This window comes from Microbacterium sp. JZ101 (assembly GCF_053903175.1).
The window spans coordinates 2192532-2211040 of the sequence record NZ_CP096400.1 but is presented as its reverse complement, the minus strand read 5'-3'; the positions used below and the strand labels follow the sequence as shown (position 1 = coordinate 2211040).

The 18509-nt window shown below is 72.0% G+C and carries 15 protein-coding genes and 1 pseudogene; 15 read left to right on the top strand and 1 reads right to left on the bottom strand.

Annotation, left to right across the window (positions count from 1 at the left end):
• Position 1 precedes the first annotated feature (1 nt).
• From mfd to hisS, 4 genes and pseudogenes are all read left to right on the top strand, one after another.
• Positions 2-3618 (top strand): annotated as a pseudogene (mfd, locus tag M1D56_RS10405) (transcription-repair coupling factor).
• Between the two features lie 87 nt (positions 3619-3705).
• Positions 3706-4866, top strand: a complete 1161-nt coding sequence (locus tag M1D56_RS10400) for a Na+/H+ antiporter NhaA (protein ID WP_456283522.1) — start codon at positions 3706-3708, stop codon at positions 4864-4866.
• Positions 4867-4883: 17 nt separating this feature from the next.
• Positions 4884-5564: a MazG family protein gene (locus tag M1D56_RS10395; RefSeq protein WP_456283520.1), complete on the top strand. Its 681-nt coding sequence runs from the start codon at positions 4884-4886 to the stop codon at positions 5562-5564.
• A 25-nt stretch (positions 5565-5589) separates the two neighbouring features.
• A complete protein-coding gene (gene hisS / locus M1D56_RS10390; protein ID WP_456283518.1) occupies positions 5590-6885 on the top strand; it encodes a histidine--tRNA ligase in 1296 nt (431 codons plus the stop codon).
• A 3-nt stretch (positions 6886-6888) separates the two neighbouring features.
• Here hisS and M1D56_RS10385 read toward each other — a convergent pair whose 3' ends face one another.
• Positions 6889-8148, bottom strand: coding sequence for an APC family permease (locus tag M1D56_RS10385; protein WP_456283516.1), 1260 nt, complete (start codon positions 8146-8148; stop codon positions 6889-6891).
• Between the two features lie 86 nt (positions 8149-8234).
• Between M1D56_RS10385 and M1D56_RS10380 the strand changes: the two genes are divergently transcribed.
• From M1D56_RS10380 to M1D56_RS10330, 11 genes are all read left to right on the top strand, one after another.
• Positions 8235-8585 carry a GntR family transcriptional regulator gene (locus M1D56_RS10380; protein ID WP_271173795.1) on the top strand — a complete coding sequence of 117 codons (351 nt, stop codon included), beginning with the start codon at positions 8235-8237 and terminating at the stop codon, positions 8583-8585.
• Between the two features lie 27 nt (positions 8586-8612).
• The gene (locus M1D56_RS10375; RefSeq protein WP_456283514.1) at positions 8613-9659 is read left to right on the top strand and encodes a DUF1648 domain-containing protein; all 1047 of its coding nucleotides are present in this window, start codon (positions 8613-8615) and stop codon (positions 9657-9659) included.
• 99 nt (positions 9660-9758) lie between these two features.
• On the top strand, positions 9759-10766 hold the full coding sequence (locus M1D56_RS10370) for an ABC transporter substrate-binding protein (RefSeq protein WP_456283512.1): 1008 nt from the start codon (positions 9759-9761) through the stop codon (positions 10764-10766).
• A gap of 21 nt (positions 10767-10787) precedes the next feature.
• Positions 10788-11753, top strand: a complete 966-nt coding sequence (locus M1D56_RS10365; RefSeq protein ID WP_324014404.1) for an ABC transporter permease — start codon at positions 10788-10790, stop codon at positions 11751-11753.
• A 5-nt stretch (positions 11754-11758) separates the two neighbouring features.
• On the top strand, positions 11759-12550 hold the full coding sequence (locus M1D56_RS10360) for an ABC transporter ATP-binding protein (protein ID WP_455969600.1): 792 nt from the start codon (positions 11759-11761) through the stop codon (positions 12548-12550).
• 10 nt (positions 12551-12560) lie between these two features.
• Positions 12561-13229: an O-methyltransferase gene (locus tag M1D56_RS10355; RefSeq protein ID WP_456283511.1), complete on the top strand. Its 669-nt coding sequence runs from the start codon at positions 12561-12563 to the stop codon at positions 13227-13229.
• 87 nt (positions 13230-13316) lie between these two features.
• Positions 13317-14597 (top strand): phosphopyruvate hydratase, encoded by a 1281-nt coding sequence (gene eno, locus M1D56_RS10350; RefSeq protein ID WP_271173789.1) that lies wholly within the window; start codon positions 13317-13319, stop codon positions 14595-14597.
• A gap of 33 nt (positions 14598-14630) precedes the next feature.
• Complete coding sequence (locus M1D56_RS10345; RefSeq protein ID WP_271173788.1) at positions 14631-15179, top strand: FtsB family cell division protein; 549 nt, start codon at positions 14631-14633, stop codon at positions 15177-15179.
• Between the two features lie 9 nt (positions 15180-15188).
• Positions 15189-15707 (top strand): DUF501 domain-containing protein, encoded by a 519-nt coding sequence (locus M1D56_RS10340; RefSeq protein WP_455969592.1) that lies wholly within the window; start codon positions 15189-15191, stop codon positions 15705-15707.
• Entirely contained in the window at positions 15704-17074 is a 1371-nt protein-coding gene (locus M1D56_RS10335; RefSeq protein WP_324014407.1) for a S8 family serine peptidase, read from the top strand. The genes M1D56_RS10340 and M1D56_RS10335 overlap by 4 nt, the downstream gene beginning before the upstream one ends.
• Positions 17075-17109: 35 nt before the next feature.
• Positions 17110-18501, top strand: a complete 1392-nt coding sequence (locus M1D56_RS10330; protein WP_282979590.1) for an NAD(P)/FAD-dependent oxidoreductase — start codon at positions 17110-17112, stop codon at positions 18499-18501.
• Positions 18502-18509 lie beyond the last annotated feature (8 nt).

Genomic DNA, 18509 nt, shown 5'->3' with positions numbered 1-18509 from the left:
GGTGACTGTTCAGGGAATCGTCAGTGCTCTGGAACAGGACGGGTCCTTCCGCGACGCGCTCGCCGCGTCGGCCGTCGATGCGGATCTCTCGCTCGTCGACGGACTGGACGCCCCGATGCTCGCCGGCCTCCTCGAGCGCCGCCGTGCGAGCGGGCACGCCCCCGTCCTGCTCGTCGTCGCGCCCACCGGGCGGCGGGCGGAGGCGCTCGGCGCCGCGCTGTCGTCGGTGATGCCCGAGGCCGAGGTGCTCGACTTCCCCGCGTGGGAGACGCTGCCGCACGAGCGGCTGAGTCCGAGTCCCGAGACCGTGGGACGACGGCTCGAGACCCTCCGCCGCATCGCCGCGGCGCATTCCGGGCTGGCCTCGCCGCTCATCGTGACGGCGTCGATCCGCGCCGCCATCCAGCCGATCGCGAGCGGACTCGGCGACGTGCACCCGATCGAGCTGCGCGCGGGAGGGCGCGGCCATGAGCTCGAGACCGTCGTCGAGCGCCTCGTCGAGCTCGCCTACCACCGGGTCGACATGGTGTCGCGACGCGGCGAGTTCGCCGTCCGCGGCGGCATCCTCGACGTCTTCCCGCCGGTCGCCGATCACCCGTATCGCATCGAGTTCTTCGGCGACGAGGTCGACCAGATCCGCGCCTTCTCCGTCGCCGACCAGCGCTCGCTCCCCGGCGATGTCGAGGCCGTCTCGCTCGTGCCGAGCCGCGAGCTCCTGCTGACGCCCGACATCCGCCAGCGCGCGGGCGAGCTGCAGCACGAGTACCCCGGCATCGCGCAGATGCTCGAGCGGATGGGCGAGGGCATCCCGGTCGAGGGCATGGAATCGCTCATGCCGGTCCTCGCGGGGCCGCTCGTGTCGCTTCCGACCTACCTGCCCCGTGGCGCGGCGGTCGCGCTCGTCGATCCCGAGCGCGCGGTGTCGCGGTCGATCACCCTCGGCGAGACGAACCGCGAGTTCCTCGAGGCGGCGTGGAGCGCCGCGACGAGCGGAGCGAGCGCGCCCATCAACCTCGATGCGGGCGACTTCCTCACCCTCGCCCAGCTGCGCGACGACGTGCGATCGGTCGGCGGCGTGTGGTGGACCCTGAGCCCCTTCGACTCGGGAGCGGCCGAGATCGCGGCCGAGCTCGCCGAGCACGACGACCTCGACGCCGTGCCCGACGCGCGAGACGCGATCCGCGTGCGCGCCTCCGCGACGCCGACCTTCCAGGGCAACGTCGAGGGCGCCACCGCGCACATCGCTCAGCTCCTGCACGACGGCTGGTCGGTGGTCGTCGCGGCGTCGGGCATCGGCCTCGTGGAGCGCGCGCGCGACGTGCTGTCGGAGCGCGGGCTCGCGGCGCGCATCGTCGACAGCCTCGTCGAGGCGCCGGAGCCGGGGGTCGCGACCCTCGTGCAGGCCGCGATCGAGCGCGGCTTCACGGTCGAGGGCGTGAAGCTCGCCCTCTTCACCGAGAACGAGTTCTACGGCAGGGCGATCGGCGGCGACACGCGCGCGGTCAAGAAGCTCGCGTCGCGGCGGAAGAACGTCGTCGACCCCCTTCAGCTGAAGCCGGGCGAGATCGTCGTGCACGCGACGCACGGCATCGGCCGATTCGTCGAGATGACCCAGCGGGAGGTCTCCAGCGGCGGCCGCAACGCGACGAAGACGACGCGCGACTACCTCGTGCTCGAGTACGCGCCATCGAAGCGCGGGTACCCGGGCGACAAGCTGTACGTGCCGACGGACCAGCTCGACCTGCTCTCGAAGTACGTCGGCGGCGAGGCCCCGACGCTGTCGAAGATGGGCGGGAGCGACTGGGCGCAGGCGAAGAGCCGCGCGCGCAAGGCGGTCCGCGACATCGCCGTCGAGCTCGTCAAGCTGTACTCGGCGCGGATGGCGGCGAAGGGCCACGCCTTCGGGCCGGACACCCCGTGGCAGCGCGAGCTCGAGGAGGCCTTCCCGTTCGCCGAGACCCCTGATCAGCTCCAGACGATCGAGGAGGTCAAGCGCGACATGGAGCGCCCGATCCCGATGGACCGCCTCCTCTCGGGCGACGTCGGGTTCGGCAAGACCGAGGTCGCCGTGCGCGCGGCGTTCAAGGCGATCCAGGACGGCAAGCAGGTCGCGATGCTCGTCCCGACCACGCTGCTCGTGAAGCAGCACCTCGAGACCTTCCAGGACCGGTTCGCGGGCTTCCCCGTGAAGGTGCGCGCGCTGTCGCGGTTCCAGACCGACAAGGAGGCGCGCGAGACCATCCAGGGCCTGTCGGACGGGTCCATCGACATGGTGATCGGCACACACCGCATCCTCACCGAGCAGGTGCGCTTCAAGGACCTGGGCCTGCTCATCGTCGACGAGGAGCAGCGCTTCGGCGTCGAGCACAAGGACGCCCTCAAGAAGCTCAAGACGAACGTCGACATCCTCGCGATGAGCGCGACCCCGATCCCGCGCACGCTCGAGATGGCGGTCACCGGCATCCGGGAGATGTCCACGCTCGCGACTCCGCCCGAGGACCGCCATCCGATCCTGTCGTACGTCGGCCCGCACAACGACAAGCAGATCGCCGCGGCCATCCGACGCGAGCTGCTGCGCGAGGGCCAGGTGTTCTTCGTGCACAACCGGGTCACGACGATCCAGAAGGTCGCCTCGCATCTCGCCGAGCTCGTTCCCGACGCCCGCATCGCGGTCGCGCACGGCAAGATGAGCGAGAACCAGCTCGAGCAGGTCGTCGACGACTTCTGGGAGCGCAAGTTCGACGTGCTCGTCTGCACGACCATCATCGAGACCGGGATCGACATCGCGAACGCGAACACGATCATCATCGACCGCGCCGACAAGTACGGCCTCGCGCAGCTGCACCAGCTGCGCGGTCGCGTCGGCCGCGGCCGCGAGCGCGCCTACGCGTACTTCGTGTACGACGAGGGCAAGCCGCTCTCCGAGACCGCGGCCGACCGGCTCGAGACGATCGCCGTCCACAACGATCTCGGCAGCGGCATCCAGGTCGCCATGAAGGATCTCGAGCTGCGCGGCGCCGGCAACCTCCTCGGCGCCGAGCAGGCCGGCCACATCGCGGGCGTCGGCTTCGACCTCTACCTGCGCATGATCGGCGAGGCCGTCGCGACGTTCCGGGGAGAGGAGACCGAGGGGCCGACCGAGCTGCGACTCGAGCTGCCCGTTGAGGCGCGCCTGCCGGAGAGCTACATCGACAGCGAGCGGCTGCGGCTCGAGGCGTACCAGAAGCTGTCGGCGGCCGCGTCGGCGACGGCGAAGGACGACGCCATCGACCTCGTCGTGGAGGAGCTCGTCGACCGCTACGGCGCGCCGCCGCCCGAGGTCGACGGCCTCATCGCCGTCGCGCGCCTGCGCCGCCGCGCGCCCAGGCCGGTCTCGCCGATGTCGTCGCGATGGGGCGCAATCTGCGCATCGCGCCGGCGAACCTGCCCGATTCGATGAAGGTCCGGCTGCAGCGCCTGTACCCGGGCGCGAAGATCCTGAGCGGGGGAGAGGCCATGGTCGTCCCCCTTCCGCAGGCGGGCGGCGAGCCGCTCGGCGACGCCGAGCTCATCGCCTGGGTCGGGCAGCTGCTCGACGCGCTCTTCCCGGCGCCGAAGAAGGACGCTCCGGCCGAGTGACGTAGGGTGGAAGGCGGTGTGCCGGGAAGTCTGGTCGGCGGCGGGCGCTGATCGCGCCCGGTCCCCGGTCGGTCCTGAAAGGATCCCATGCTCAAGCTCCTGCGCTCCGAGCGCTTCCCCGCCTTCCTCCTCCTCGGCGCCGCGATCGTCGGCCTCGTCGTCGCGAACAGCCCGGTCGGGCCCGCGGTGCTCGAGTTCAGCCACCTCCATCTCGCGGTGCCGGGAACGCCGCTCGACCTCTCGATCTCGCACTGGGTCGCCGACCTGCTGCTCGCGGTGTTCTTCTTCGGGGTCGCGATCGAGCTGCAGTACGAGCTCACGAACGGCCAGCTGAACACCGTCGGCAAGGCGCTCAAGCCCGCCATCGCCGCAGCCGGCGGTGTGATCGTGCCGATCGCCATCTATCTCGTCATCGCCTGGGATCCGGCCACGCGCGACGGATGGCCCATCCCGACCGCGACCGACATCGCGTTCGCGCTCGGCGTCCTGGCGATGTTCGGCAAGGGCCTGCCGTCGAAGGTGCGCGTGTTCCTCCTCGCGCTCGCGATCATCGACGACATCGTCGGCATCGTCTTCATCGCGGTGCTCTTCGCGACCGACATCGACTTCGGAAGCCTCGCGATCGGCGCGGTGCTCATCGTCGCCTTCGGCGCCCTGAGCCGCTTCGTGTCCGACCGCAACAAGCTCGTCGTCGTGCCGCTCATGGTGGTCATCGCGCTCGCCGCCTGGGCCTTCGTGTTCGAGGGCGGCATCCACGCGACCATCGCGGGCGTGCTGCTGGGTCTCGCCATCCGCCAGGGGGAGGGCCTGCAGGCGCGACACGTCCTCGAGCCGTGGATCAACGGCCTCATCCTGCCGGTCTTCGCGTTCTTCTCGGCGCTCGTGGTCATCCCGCAGGTCTCCCCAAGCGAGCTCTCGCCGGCTCTGTGGGCCATCCTCATCGCCCTCCCGGTCGGCAAGATCATCGGCATCACCCTCTTCGGCGGCGTCGCCATGGCCATCCGCCCGAAGGGGACCGAGCCCGAGATCCGCCTGCCCGACATCGTCGCCGCCGGTGCCCTCGGCGGCATCGGGTTCACGGTCTCGCTGCTGCTGTCGAACCTCGCGTTCGCCGGTGACGCCCTCCTGCGCGACGAGGCCATCCTCGGGGTCCTCGGCGGGTCGATGATCGCACTCGCTCTGTCGGGCGTGATCGTCTCGCTGCGCGCGCGGCACCATCGACGTCTCGCCGCGGCGACGTCGGCGTGATGCGGCAGGATGTCCGGATGAGCGGAACGGGGAACGAGCTGGGGCGCGCGGTCGACGTCATGCGCGACGTGCACGAGCGGTGCGTGTGGACGCAGGGCATGACGCACGAGGCGCTCGTTCCCTACCTCGTCGAGGAGTCGGCGGAGGTCGTCGACGCGGTCGAGAGCGGCGACCGCGCGGCCCTGCGCGAGGAGCTCGGCGACCTGCTGTGGCAGGTGCTCTTCCACGCCGAGATCGCCTCGCACCATCCCGACGAGCCGTTCGGGATCGACGACGTCGCGCGGGGGCTCGCCGACAAGATGATCCGCCGCCATCCGCACGTGTTCGCGGGCGAGACGGCGGAGACGCCCGAGCGCGTGCTCGAGCTGTGGAACGCCGCCAAGGCCGCCGAGAAGCGCGAGCGCACCTCGGTGCTCGACGGCGTCTCGCACGCGATGCCCGCGCTCGCGCTCGCCCAGAAGGTCCTCGCGAAGGCAGAGCTGGTCGGCGTGGGGCTCGAGCTCGCCGAGGAGGTCGCCGCGGCCGAGGCCATCGCGGAGGACGACCCCGACATGCTGCCGGCGACCGAGGAGGAGCTCGGCGCCACCCTCCTCGGGGTCGTGGCGATCGCCCGCGCCCGCGGCTGGGACGCCGAGCGCGCGCTGCGCACAGCCGTCCGCGCGCTCGAGACGGAGGTCCGAGACGCCGAGAGCGGCTGACCCGTCGTGGGAGAATGGGGGCGCTATGGCTTCCGTGAACCCGCCGCGCGGCATGCGCGACTTCCTCCCCGCTGACAAGGCCCGTCGCGAGCGCGTGCTCGCCGTCATCCGCGAGCGCTACCGCGCGCACGGGTTCGACGAGATCGAGACGCCCGTCATGGAGGAGTACGACCGGCTGCACGCCGGGGTGGGCGGCGACAACGAGAAGCTCGCGTTCAACATCCTGCGGCGCGGCCTCGACGCCGACGGCGTCCGCGCGGCGGCCGACGATCCGGCCCAGCTGAGCGACCTCGGGCTGCGCTACGACCTCACGGTTCCGCTCGCGCGCTTCTACGCGTCGCACCGGGGCGAGCTGCCGTCGGTCTTCCGCTCGGTGCAGATCGCGCCGGTGTGGCGCGCCGAGCGGCCCCAGAAGGGCCGATACCGCCAGTTCATGCAGTGCGACATCGACATCATGGGCGACGCCTCGGCGCGCGCGGAGGCCGAGCTCATCACCGCGACGCTCGACACGCTCGACGCGCTCGGGCTCGAGGGCGCGAGCGTGCGCATCAACGACCGCCGGGCACTGGACGCCATGCTCGACCTCTTCGGCTTCCCCGTCGAGGAGCGCCCGGGCGTCCTCATCACGATCGACAAGCTCGACAAGATCGGCGCCGACGGCGTCGTGGCCGAGCTGCGCGAGCGCGGGGCGTCCGACGAGGCGGCCGACGCGCTCGCGTCCTTCCTCGATCAGGTCGCGCAGCGTGCGCACGAGCCCTTCGGCGAGGCCCAGATCCGCGGGGCTCTGCCCGAGGGCGTCGACGACGCGATCATCGCGCACCTCGTCGGCATCGGGGAGGCCGTGGGCGCGGCCCGCGGCGCCGACGCCGTCGGCGCCGAGCTGCCCCTCGCGTTCGATCCGTTCCTCGTCCGCGGCATGGGGTACTACACGGGGACGATCTTCGAGATCGCCCACCCGTCGGTGTCGTACTCGCTCGGCGGAGGCGGTCGCTACGACGGCATGATCGGCCGCTTCCTCGGGCAGGACGTGCCGGCGGTCGGGTTCTCGATCGGCTTCGAGCGGATCGTCGACCTCGTCTCGCTCGCCGAGGCGGCCGTCGCCGAGGCGGTCGTGCTCGTGCACGATCGCGACGTCCCGGTCGCCGAGCTGCTCGCCCTCAAGGCGGCGCTCGTCGCGGAGGGCTCGCGCGTGCGCCTCGAGCAGCGGACGAAGAACCTCAAGGGTCTGCTCGAGCGCGCCTCCGCCGACGGCTACACGGCCTTCGCGACGGTGTCGGCGGGAGCCGAGCGCGACGATCTCGAGCTCAAGCCCCTCTCCTGACGCCTACTCCGCCGACGCCCGGCGCTCGGCCACGAGGCGGATGAGACGGTACGCCGCACCCGCGAGCACGACGACGACGCCCGCGACGACGCTCTGCCAGGGGAGGGTGAACGCGAGGACGACGCAGCCCGCCGCCCCCACGGCCTGCAGCCAGCGGGGATAGCGGCGCACGGCGCTGCCCTGTCGCCAGGCCGCGAGATTCGCGACGAGGTAGTAGAGGAGCACGCCGAACGACGAGAAGCCGATCGCGCCGCGGAGGTCCGCGAACGCGACGATCGCGATCACGACGAGCGCGATCACGGCCTCGGCGCGGTGCGGCACGCGCGTGCGCGCGTGGATGGCGGAGAGGAAGCGGGGGAGGTCGTCCTCGCGGGCCATCGCCAGGGTCGTGCGCCCGATCCCGGCGATGAGCGCGAGGAGGGCGCCGAGCGCGGCGGCCGCCGCGCCCACGCGCACGACCGGCTGCGCCGCGTCCCACCCCGCGGCGGCGACCACGTCGGCGAGCGGCGCGGGGGAGGCGGCGAGTGCCTCGACGCCGAGCGCGCGCAGCGAGGCGAGGGCGATGACCGCGTACACGGCGATCGCGAAGCCCAGGGCGAGCGGGATGGCCCGGGGGATCGTGCGCGCGGGATCGCGCACCTCCTCGCCCATCGTGGCGATGCGCGCGTAGCCCGCGAAGGCGAAGAAGAGCAGGCCGGCCGCCTGAAGCACGCCGTACGCCCCGACCCCGGGCGGCGTCTGCGCGCCGCCGGGGGCCGCGGGGGCGGCCCATCCGGCCGCGACGACGACCGCGAGGCACACGAGCACGACCGCGACGATGATCTTCGTCGCGAGCGCCGTGCGGGTCACGCCGAGCAGGTTGATCCCGGCAAGAAGGGCGACGGCGAGCACGGCCACGGGCCGCTCCCAGCCGGCGGGAGCCGCGTACGCCGCGAACGTCAGCGCCATCGCCGCGCAGCTCGCGATCTTGCCGATGACGAAGCACCATCCGGCCAGGTAGCCCCACCACGCGCCGAGCTCGGCGCGGCCGTACGCGTACGTGCCTCCCGCCACGGGGTGGACGGCCGCGAGCTGCGCGGACGACGTCGCGTTGCAGAACGCCACGACCGCGGCGATCGCCAGCCCCGCGAGCAGCCACGGGCCCGCGGCGGCCGCGGCGGGGGCGAAGACCGCGAAGACCCCGGCCCCGATCATCGATCCGAGGCCGATCGCGACGGCGTCGCCGACGCCGAGTCGTCGTGCGAGCGCGGGAGGGGGCGTCATGCGCCGCAGTATATGAGGCGCGGGTGGCGGCGAGACGACGAGCACGGTGCGCGCGCCTAAAGTTATAGTCCTGCTAGAATAACTGCATGCTCATCCGCATCGACCCGACGCGCGAGGAGCCGGTCTTCACGCAGATCGCGGCGTCCATCCGCTCGGATGCCGCCGCCGGTCGCACGCGTCCCGGAGACCGGCTCCCGGCCGCGAAGGAGGTGGCGGCGTCGCTCGGGGTGAACCTGCACACCGTGCTCCACGCGTACCGCCAGCTGCGCGACGAGGGGCTCGTCTCGATGCGGCCAGGGCGCGGCGCCGTGGTGACCGAGGCGGCGGCTCCGCTCGCGGCGCTCGATGCCGACATCCGAGCGCTCGTGCGTCGGGCGACCGAGCACGGCGTATCCCGCGAGACGCTCGCGGCCGCCGTGCGCGCGGCCGAGCTCTGAACCGACCGAACCCTCGAGGAGGAGACGATGACCGCATCGCAGCACACCGGCGCGGAGGAGGCGCTCCGCCGTTTCCGCTGGGTGGGCCTCTGCGTCCCGCTCGCCGTGCACCTCGCGCTCGCTCTCGTGCAGCTCGCGCAGGTGCCCGCGCTGCCTGACCCGGCCGCGATCCACTGGGGAGCCGCTGGCGGCCCCGACGGGTTCGGGCCGGCGTGGACCCTCCCGCTGCTGACCGCGCTCGTCGGGGGAGGGACGACGCTCCTCGTCGCGGGGCTCGCGCTCGTCGGAGCGCGCGGGGGCGCGAGCGGACGCACTCGCCGACACGGGCGGCGCATGTCCCTGCGCATGCTCGCCGCCGTCATCTGGTGGGAGGTCGGACTGCTCGGCGTCGGGCTCTCCGCGAGCGTCTTCGCCCAGGTCGGTCTGGACGACGCGAGGGACGCGCCTCCGGTCGCATGGGGGATGGCCGCGGGCTTCGCGGTCGGGGTCGCGCTCGGCATCGCGGCCTGGCTCGTCACGATCGACCCTCCGCACGAGGAGGGCGAGAGGCCTCGTCCGGTCGCGCTCGCGGCGCACGAGCGCGCGGTCTGGGCGCGCACCGCCTCGATGGCGCCCGTCGGCATCGCGCTCCTCGCGGTCTCCGCCGCGGCCGTCATCGCGATCGCGCTCGTGACCGCCTCCCTCGATCTCGCACAGCACGGCGCGCTCTCGGGCGGGACCTGGATCACGATCGCCGCGGCGGCGCTCGTGACGTTCCTCGTCGGCGTCGGGTGCGTCTTCCGCGTGCGGGTCGACGAGGCCGGGCTGACGGTGCGCGCGCCGATCGGCTGGCCCCGCGTGCGCATCTCCGCGTCCGACATCCGCGCGGTCGAGGTCGTCCTGGTGAACCCGATGGCCGAGTACGGCGGGTGGGGCTGGCGCTATGCGGTCGGCAGCGGCTGGGGCGTCGTGCTGCGCGCCGGCGAGGCGCTGCGGGTCACACGGGCGAACGGCAAGGCGTTCACCGTCACCGTCGACGACGCCGACACGGCCGCGGCGCTGCTCGCCGGGTTCGCCGAGCGCGCGAGGGCGTGACGTCGCGCCCGCGCGCGCCCGTTACGATTCTGTGGACGGCGCGACGCCGCACCCGACCTCCGGCACGGCGCCGGACCCCTCACCCGAAGGACCCGATCCATGCGACTCTCCTCGTTCTCCCGCCGTGGCCTCGGCGCCGCAGGTCTCGCCGCAGGCGCGGCGCTCGTCCTCGCCGGCTGCTCGTCGGACGGCGGCGGATCGGAAGGCGGCGGGGAGGAATCGCTGTCGATCGGCATCAGCCAGCTCGTGCAGCACCCCGCGCTCGACGCGGCGACCGAGGGCTTCAAGCAGGCCTTCGCCGACGCCGGATACGTCGAGGGCGAGACGGTCGAGTTCGACGAGCAGAACGCGCAGGGCGAGCAGGCGAACGCCGTCACCATCGCGCAGAACTTCGCCTCGAGCGACCTCGACCTCGTCCTCGCGGTCGCGACCCCCGCTGCGCAGGCCGCCGCTCAGGCCATCCTCGACACCCCGGTGCTCTTCACGGCGGTCACGGACGCCGTCTCGGCCGAGCTCGTCGACTCGAACGAGGAGCCGGGAGCCAACATCACCGGCACGAGCGACGCCGCGCCGATGGCCGAGCAGTTCGAGCTGCTCCGGCAGCTCGTGCCCGACGCCGCCACCGTCGGCATCGTCTACAGCTCGGGCGAGGTGAACTCGGAGGTCCAGGTCGCCGCGGCCGAGGAGGTCGCCGACGAGCTCGGCATCGAGATCGTCACGCAGACGGTGACCACCGCGAACGACATCGCGCAGGCCACGGAGGCGCTCGGCGACGTCGACGCGATCTACGTGCCCACCGACAACATGGTCGTCGCAGGACTCGCCTCGCTCGTCCAGGTCGCCGAGACCCAGAAGACGCCGGTCATCGCCGCCGAGGCGGGCACGGTCGAGAGCGGCGCGATCGCGACGATCGGCATCGACTACACCGAGCTCGGCCGCCAGACCGGCGAGATGGCGCTGCGCATCCTCGAGGAGGACGCCGACCCCGCGACCATGCCCGTGGAGACGGCCAGCGAGTTCACCTACGTCGTCAACCCGGGTGCGGCCGAGCGCATGGGCGTGGAGATCCCCGCGGAGATCCTCGACCAGGCCGAGACCGTCGAGTAGAAGCCGGCAGGGAGGACGCGCATGATCGGCGCGATCGAGCTCGGCCTCGTCTACGGGGTCATGGCGCTGGGCGTGTACCTCACGTTCCGCGTCCTGAACTTCCCCGACCTGACGGTCGACGGGAGCTTCACGACGGGCGCGGCGGTCGCCGCGGCGATGATCACGACGGGGCAGAACCCCGTCGTCGCGACCCTCACCGGCGCCGCGGCGGGCGTCGTCGCGGGAGCCGTGACCGGCGTCCTGCACACGAAGGGCCGCATCGACGGCCTGCTCGCCGGCATCCTCACCATGATCGCGCTGTGGTCGATCAACCTGCGGATCATGGGCACGGCCAAGGAGGACGCCACGGTCGCGGCCAACCTGCCGCTCCTGCGCGCCGACACGCTGTTCACCCCGCTGCGCGACGCCGACCTGCTCGGCACGTGGGGCGGCGTCGCGATCATCCTCGTCGGCGTCGTCGTGCTGAAGCTCGCGGTCGACTGGTTCCTCTCGACCAACCTCGGGCTGGCGATCCAGGCCACCGGCGACAACGGGCCGATGATCCGCAGCTTCGGCGTCTCGACCGATCGCACGACCATCCTCACGCTCGCGATCTCGAACGGCTTCGTCGCGCTCTGCGGCGCGCTCGTCGCGCAGTACCAGGGCTTCTCCGACATCAGCATGGGCATCGGCCTGATCCTCGTGGGGCTCGCGTCGGTGATCCTCGGACAGGCCGTGTTCGGCCAGCGCTTCATCTGGCTCGCGAGCCTCGCCGTCGTGCTGGGCGCCGTGCTCTACCGGCTCATCATCTTCTTCGCGATGCGGGCGGGCCTCGACCCCAACGACATGAAGCTCGTCACCGCTGTGCTCGTCGTTCTCGCGCTGCTGCTGCCGCGCTGGGGCTTCCTCAAGCGCATCCCCTCGCTCCGCGGCCGCGGCGGACGCGTCGCGCCGCGCGAGCCCGAGCCCGCCGTCCCGGCGCCCGCGGGCGCCGAGAGAGGGAGGTGACCGCCATGCTCGTCATGGACGGCATCGTCAAGACGTTCTTCCCCGGCACGGTCAACGAGCGCCGCGCGCTCGCCGGGCTCAGCCTCACGCTCGACGAGGGCGACTTCGTCACGGTCATCGGGTCGAACGGCGCGGGCAAGTCCACGCTGCTCAACTCGATCTCGGGGCGGATCGCCGTCGACGGCGGAACGATCTCGATCGACGGACGCCGCGTCAACCGGCTCCGCGAGTTCCAGCGAGCGCGGTACGTCGGCCGGGTCTTCCAGGACCCGATGGCGGGCACGGCGCCGAACCTCACGATCGAGCAGAACCTCGCCCTCGCCGCGCGCCGCGGCAGGCCGCGCGGCCTCGGCCGCGGGCTCACCCGGAAGCAGCGCGAGCGCTTCCGCGAGGAGCTGCGCGTGCTGGAGCTCGGCCTCGAGGACCGACTCCACGCGAAGGTCGGGCTCCTCTCGGGCGGCCAGCGCCAGGCGCTCTCGCTGCTCATGGCCGGCTTCACCCAGCCGCGAATCCTGCTCCTCGACGAGCACACGGCGGCGCTCGACCCGCAGCGCGCGGACCTCGTGACGCGGCTCACGCAGCGGATCGTCGAGCAGGGCGGCCTCACGACGCTCATGGTCACGCACAACATGGAGCAGGCGCTCGCCCTCGGCAACCGGCTGATCATGATGCACGAGGGGCGCATCGTCTTCGAGGCGACCGAGGAGCGCAAGCGCAGGCTGACGGTTCCCGATCTCCTGGCCGAGTTCCAGAAGATCAAGGGCGCGACCCTCGACGACCGGGCCCTCCTGGGCTGAGAATCGGGGCATGACCGCTTCGCATCCCGACACCTGGGCCGCCGTCGACCGCTACCTCGCCGAGACCCTCGTCGGGAGCGACCCCGCGCTCGAGGCCACGCTCGCGTCGCAGGATCGCGCGCATCTTCGGCCCATCGAGGTCGCGCCCGTCGCGGGCAAGCTGCTCCATCTGCTCGTGCGGATCTCCCGTGCGCGGCGGGTGCTCGAGATCGGCACGCTCGCCGGCTACTCGGCGATCTGGATGGCCAGGGCGCTGCCCGCGGACGGGCGGCTGATCTCGATCGAGGCCGAGCCGGCTAACGCCGCGCTGGCGCGGGAGAACGTCGACGCCGCCGGGGTGGGGGAGCGCGTGGACATCCGCATCGGCCGCGCCGCCGACGTGCTGCCCGCTCTCGCAGACGAGGCGCCGTTCGACCTCGTCTTCATCGACGCCGACAAGGAGTCGAACACCGTCTACCTCGACTGGGCGGCGCGGCTCTCGCAGCCCGGCGCGGTCATCGTCGTCGACAACATCGGGCGCAGCGGCGAGGTGGCGAACGCCGACACGGACGACCCTCAGATCCAGGGCGTGCGCGCCGGCCTGGCCATGCTGGGCGAGGACCCCCGCTTCGATGCGACCGGCCTGCAGACGGTCGGCGTGAAGGGCTGGGACGGCCTCGCGATCGCCGTGCGCGTCTGACCGGTCAGGCCCGACCGCGCGTCGGCAATAGACTGGCCAGCGGATCGACGTCGCTCCCCGCATCACCCACCGACAAGGAGTACTTCCGTGGCACTGATTGAGGCTGTAGGCGCTCGCGAGATTCTCGACTCGCGAGGCAACCCGACCGTCGAGGTGGAGGTGCTGCTGGACGATGGCATCGTGCAGCGCGCGGCTGTCCCCTCCGGCGCGTCGACCGGCGCCTTCGAGGCATACGAGCTGCGTGACGGCGACAAGGGCCGCTACGCCGGAAAGGGCGTCCAGAAGGCCGTCGACGCCGTCATCGACGAGCTCGGCCCGGCCATCGAGGGCCTCGACGCCAGCGAGCAGCGCGTCATCGACCAGGCGCTGATCGAGGTCGACGGCACCGAGAACAAGAAGCGCGTGGGCGCGAACGCCATCCTCGGCGTGAGCCTCGCGGTCGCCAAGGCCGCCGCCGACAGCGCTGACCTGCCGCTGTTCCGCTACGTGGGCGGCCCCAACGCCCACGTGCTGCCCGTTCCCGCGCTCAACGTGATCAACGGCGGCGCGCACGCCGACACGGGCGTCGACATGCAGGAGTTCTTCCTCGTGCCGCTCGGCGCGGAGACCTTCAGCGAGTCGCTGCGCTGGGGCACGGAGACCTACCACGTGCTCAAGAGCGAGCTCAAGGCCGGCGGCTACGCCACGGGCCTCGGCGACGAGGGCGGCTTCGCCCCCGACCTCCCGAGCAACCGCGGTGCGCTCGACTTCCTCATGGCCGCGATCGAGAAGGCCGGCTTCACGCCGGGCAAGGACATCGCCGTCGGCCTCGACGTCGCGTCGACCGAGTTCTTCAAGGACGGCGTCTACCACTTCGAGGGCAAGCAGCTCACGGCCGAGGAGCTCACGTCGTACTACGAGGACCTCCTCGCGAACTTCCCGCTCGTCACGATCGAGGACGCCCTCGCCGAGGACGACTGGGAGGGCTGGAAGGCCCTCACCGACCGCATCGGCGGCAAGGTCCAGCTCGTCGGCGACGACCTCTTCGTGACCAACCCGCAGCGTCTGTCGGACGGCATCGCCAAGGGCGTCGCGAACTCGCTGCTCGTCAAGGTCAACCAGATCGGCACGCTCACCGAGACGCTCGACGCGGTCGCGCTCGCGCAGAGCAACGGCTACACCGCGATGATGTCGCACCGCTCGGGCGAGACCGAGGACACGACGATCGCCGACCTCGCGGTCGCCGTCAACTGCGGTCAGATCAAGTCCGGCGCGCCCGCTCGCAGCGACCGTGTCGCGAAGTACAATCAGCTTCTGCGCATCGAGGAGGAGCTGGGTGCCGGAGCGAAGTTCGCCGGCCGCAGCGCCTTCCCGCGCTTCACGGCGTAAGCAGGGCGAAAGTCCCGCTCGGAAGGGGGAGTCATGGCGAGAAGACCATCGGCTCCCCCTTCCGCCGTTCGCGGACGGGGCCGTGCGGACGGCCGCCCTGTCGACGTGCGCGGCTGGCTCGGCGGCATCCGCCTCTCCGGGTTCACGGTCATCATGCTCGGCCTCGTCGTGCTCGCGGCGTTCGTGCTCGTGCCGACCGCGAGCACGTACCTCGAGCAGCGCCAGCGGATCGCGTTCCTGCAGGAGGCCGTCCAGGTCAGCCAGGACGAGGTCGACGCGCTCGAGCGCGAGCGCTCCCGCTGGCAGGACCCCGCCTACATCACGACCCAGGCGCGGGAGCGCCTGTTCTACGGCTTCCCGGGGGAGGTCGTGTACATCGTGGAGAACGACCTCGAGGAGGCCGATCAGCCGCGCGAGCCCGACCCCGTGAGCGCCGAGGTCGAGGAGGCCGAGCACGACTGGATGGGCCAGATGCTCCGGTCGGTCGTGGCCGCGGGGCTCACCGAGAACGCCGTCTCCGAAGAGGACGCCGCGCTCGACGGCGGGGGCGTCTTCCAGCCCGACTCCAGCACCGACCAGTAGCCTGACGGGGTGACGACTCCTCCCTTCGAGCCCGTGCGCCCCGTCGATCTCGAGGTGGTCTCGGCGCAGCTGCAGCGCGAGGCCCGCGGCGTCGTCGGCATCGCCGCGCGCTGCGTGTGCGGCAACCCCACCGTCGTCGCGACGGCGCCGCGCCTTCCCGACGGAAGCCCATTCCCGACGTTCTACTACCTCACGCACCCCGCGGCGACCGCCGAGATGTCGCGCCTCGAGGCCAACCAGCTGATGCCCGAGCTCGCCGCGCTGCTCGAGGCGGACGAGGACGTGCGCGCTGGCTACCTCCGCGCGCACGAGGCGTACCTCGCCGACCGCGCGCAGTTCGGCGACGTGCCCGAGATCGCCGGCATCTCCGCGGGCGGCATGCCGACCCGGGTGAAGTGCCTGCACGCGCTCGCCGGGCACGCCCTGGCCGCCGGTCCGGGAGCGAACCCGATCGGCGATCTCGCCCTCGAGCGATCGGCCTGGTCGCCCGAGCGGTGCGCCTGCGAGGATCCCGGCGCGGCTGCATGACCCGACGCGTCGCCTCCCTCGTCATCGCCCTCCTGGCGCTCGCGGGCGCGGCCGCTCCCGCGTCGGCGTCGGCGCTCGCGCAGACGGCGCCCGCGGCGCCGGTCGCCGCGCCCGCGACGGCGGATGACGAGGACGAGGGCGACGACGAGACCCCGTCTCCGACCCCGACGCCCACCGAGACCCCCGAGCCCGACGATCCGATCCGGTCGGCCGAGTACTGGCTCGAGGAGTACGGCATCGACGAGGCGTGGGAGACGACGCGAGGGGCCGGCGCGACGATCGCGGTGATCGACACGGGCATCGCGAAGGGTCCGGTCGAGTTCGAGGGCGCCGTCGCCGACGGCACGGATGTGTCGGGCGTCGGGTCCGAGGACGGCCGGACGCCCGTCGGCGTGCAGGACCAGAACCACGGCTCGTACGTCGCCTCCCTCGCCGCCGGGCGCGGCACAGGGGAGGACACCGGGATGATCGGCGTCGCGCCGGAGGCGGACCTGCTGTCGATCTCGATCGGCTTCGGCTCCTCGGCGGCGGTCCCGTTCGACGAGCAGGTCGCGAAGGCGATGGTGTGGGCCGTCGACCACGGTGCCGATGTCATCAACCTCTCGTTCACGACGAACACGCTCGACTGGGACGAGAGCTGGGACGACGCGTTCCTGTACGCCTTCGAGCACGACGTCGTCGTCGTCGTGGCAGCGGGGAACCGGGCGAGCGGCACGACCGTCGTCGGCGCGCCCGCGACCATCCCGGGTGTGCTCGCGGTCGCCGGGGTCGACACCCGCGGCGTGGCCTCGGTCGGCGCGTCGACGCAGGGCATCACGATCGGCGTCGCGGCGCCCAGCGAGCAGCTCCTCGGCGTCTCGGCGACGGGCGACGTCGTGACGTGGAACGGCACGAGCGGCGCGGCGCCCATCGTCGCCGGGATCGCCGCGCTCGTGCGGTCGGCGCACCCCGACCTCGACGCGGCGAACGTGATCAACCGGATCATCTCGACCGCGAACCGTCCTCCCCAGGTCGAGGACGTGCCCGACCCGCAGTACGGATACGGTCTCGTGGACGCCGAGGCGGCCGTGAGCGCTCCCGTCTCGCGGGTGGCCGAGAACCCCCTGGGGAGCCTCGCGGACTGGATCGCGCTCCACCGTCGCGCTGACTCGGGCCCTGAGCCCACGCCGACAGCGGGAGCGGTCGAGATCCCGCCCATCCCACCCGCCGATGCACCGGGTGAGGCGAGCTCTCCGTTCGCCCCCTCGGCCGACAGCATGCGCGAGGTGACGCTGCCGCTCTTCGCGCTGAGCGCCGCTGGTATTCTTGTCGTGCTCGGCGTCGTGTCTGCGGTCAGGCGCGTTCGTTCGACGCGCGCGCAGCGATAGCCAGCCGAACATCAACTCAAGGAGTGACGTTTCACGTGCCCAAGATTCTCATCGTCGGTGGTGGATACGCGGGGTTCTACACCGCGTGGAAGCTCGAGAAGCACCTGCGACGCGGAGAGGCCGAGGTCGTCCTCGTCGACCCGCTTCCGTACATGACGTACCTGCCCTTCCTGCCCGAGGTCGCGGCCGGGTCGATCGAGCCGCGCCACGCGGTGGTCTCGCACCGCCGTCACCTCAAGCGCACGAAGCTCATCACGGCGAAGGTCACGAAGATCGACCACGCCCGCAAGACCGCGACGATCACGCCCGAGGGCGGCGAGCCGTGGGAGTACACCTACGACCAGATCGTCGTGACCGCAGGGTCGGTCTCGCGCACGTTCCCGATCCCGGGCATCGCCGACAACGCGATCGGCATGAAGTCGATCGAGGAGGCCGTCGCGGTGCGCGACACCCTCATCGGCAACTTCGAGAAGGCCGCCGCCCTCCCGAAGGACAACCCCCTCCGTCAGCGCCTCCTCACGACCGTCGTCGTGGGCGGCGGCTTCGCGGGCATCGAGACGTTCGCCGAGCTCCGCTCGCTCGCGAACGCGCTGCTCGAGAAGTTCCCGGAGATCTCGTTCGACGAGACGCAGTTCCACCTCATCGAGGCGATGGGCCGCATCATGCCCGAGGTCTCGCTCGAGACGAGCGAGTGGGTCCTCAAGGACCTCGCCAAGCGCGGCGCGCACGTGCACCTCGACACGCAGGTCACCTCGGCTGTGGACGGCGTCGTCGAGACGTCGACGGGTGAGAAGTACCCGACCGACCTCATCATCTGGACCGCGGGCGTCATGGCGAACCCCATCGTCGTGAACGGCGGCGACCTGCCCAAGGAGGCCCGCGGCCGCATCAGCGCCCAGGCCGACCTGCGTGTCGTCGACGCCGACGGCAATGTCGTCGAGGGCGCGTGGACCGCGGGCGACGTCGCGGCCGTGCCCGACCTCACGGGCGGCGGCGTGGGCGGCATGTGCGTCCCGAACGCCCAGCACGCCGTGCGTCAGGCGAAGCGCCTCGCGAAGAACCTCGTGGCGGTCATCCGCGGCGAGCAGCCGGTCGACTACGTGCACAAGAACCTCGGCGCGGTCGCGGGCCTCGGGCTCTACAACGGCGCCTTCCAGTCGGGCAAGATCGCCCTCAAGGGCTTCGTCGCCTGGGTCGCGCACCGCGGCTACCACGGCCTCGCGATGCCGTCGTGGGAGCGCAAGTGGCGCGTCATCTGGGGCTGGGTGCACAACTTCTTCCTCGGTCGCGACACCGTCCAGCTCGGCACGACGCAGGCGCCCCGGGTCTTCTTCGAGACCTACGCCTCGCGGCCGAAGCCGAAGGTCGAGGAGCAGCCGGCTCCCGCCGAGCAGCCCAAGGTCGAGGAGCCTGCGGCCGCTCGTTGAGCAGCTTC

Bases quoted from the DNA above. Each gene is read 5' to 3' on its own strand.
- M1D56_RS10400 (WP_456283522.1), top strand. From the start codon at position 3,706: ATGCTCAAGCTCCTGCGCTCCGAGCGCTTCCCCGCCTTCCTCCTCCTC.
- M1D56_RS10395 (WP_456283520.1), top strand. From the start codon at position 4,884: ATGAGCGGAACGGGGAACGAGCTGGGGCGCGCGGTCGACGTCATGCGC.
- hisS (WP_456283518.1), top strand. From the start codon at position 5,590: ATGGCTTCCGTGAACCCGCCGCGCGGCATGCGCGACTTCCTCCCCGCT.
- M1D56_RS10385 (WP_456283516.1), bottom strand. From the start codon at position 8,148: ATGACGCCCCCTCCCGCGCTCGCACGACGACTCGGCGTCGGCGACGCC.
- M1D56_RS10380 (WP_271173795.1), top strand. From the start codon at position 8,235: ATGCTCATCCGCATCGACCCGACGCGCGAGGAGCCGGTCTTCACGCAG.
- M1D56_RS10375 (WP_456283514.1), top strand. From the start codon at position 8,613: ATGACCGCATCGCAGCACACCGGCGCGGAGGAGGCGCTCCGCCGTTTC.
- M1D56_RS10370 (WP_456283512.1), top strand. From the start codon at position 9,759: ATGCGACTCTCCTCGTTCTCCCGCCGTGGCCTCGGCGCCGCAGGTCTC.
- M1D56_RS10365 (WP_324014404.1), top strand. From the start codon at position 10,788: ATGATCGGCGCGATCGAGCTCGGCCTCGTCTACGGGGTCATGGCGCTG.
- M1D56_RS10360 (WP_455969600.1), top strand. From the start codon at position 11,759: ATGCTCGTCATGGACGGCATCGTCAAGACGTTCTTCCCCGGCACGGTC.
- M1D56_RS10355 (WP_456283511.1), top strand. From the start codon at position 12,561: ATGACCGCTTCGCATCCCGACACCTGGGCCGCCGTCGACCGCTACCTC.
- M1D56_RS10345 (WP_271173788.1), top strand. From the start codon at position 14,631: ATGGCGAGAAGACCATCGGCTCCCCCTTCCGCCGTTCGCGGACGGGGC.
- M1D56_RS10335 (WP_324014407.1), top strand. From the start codon at position 15,704: ATGACCCGACGCGTCGCCTCCCTCGTCATCGCCCTCCTGGCGCTCGCG.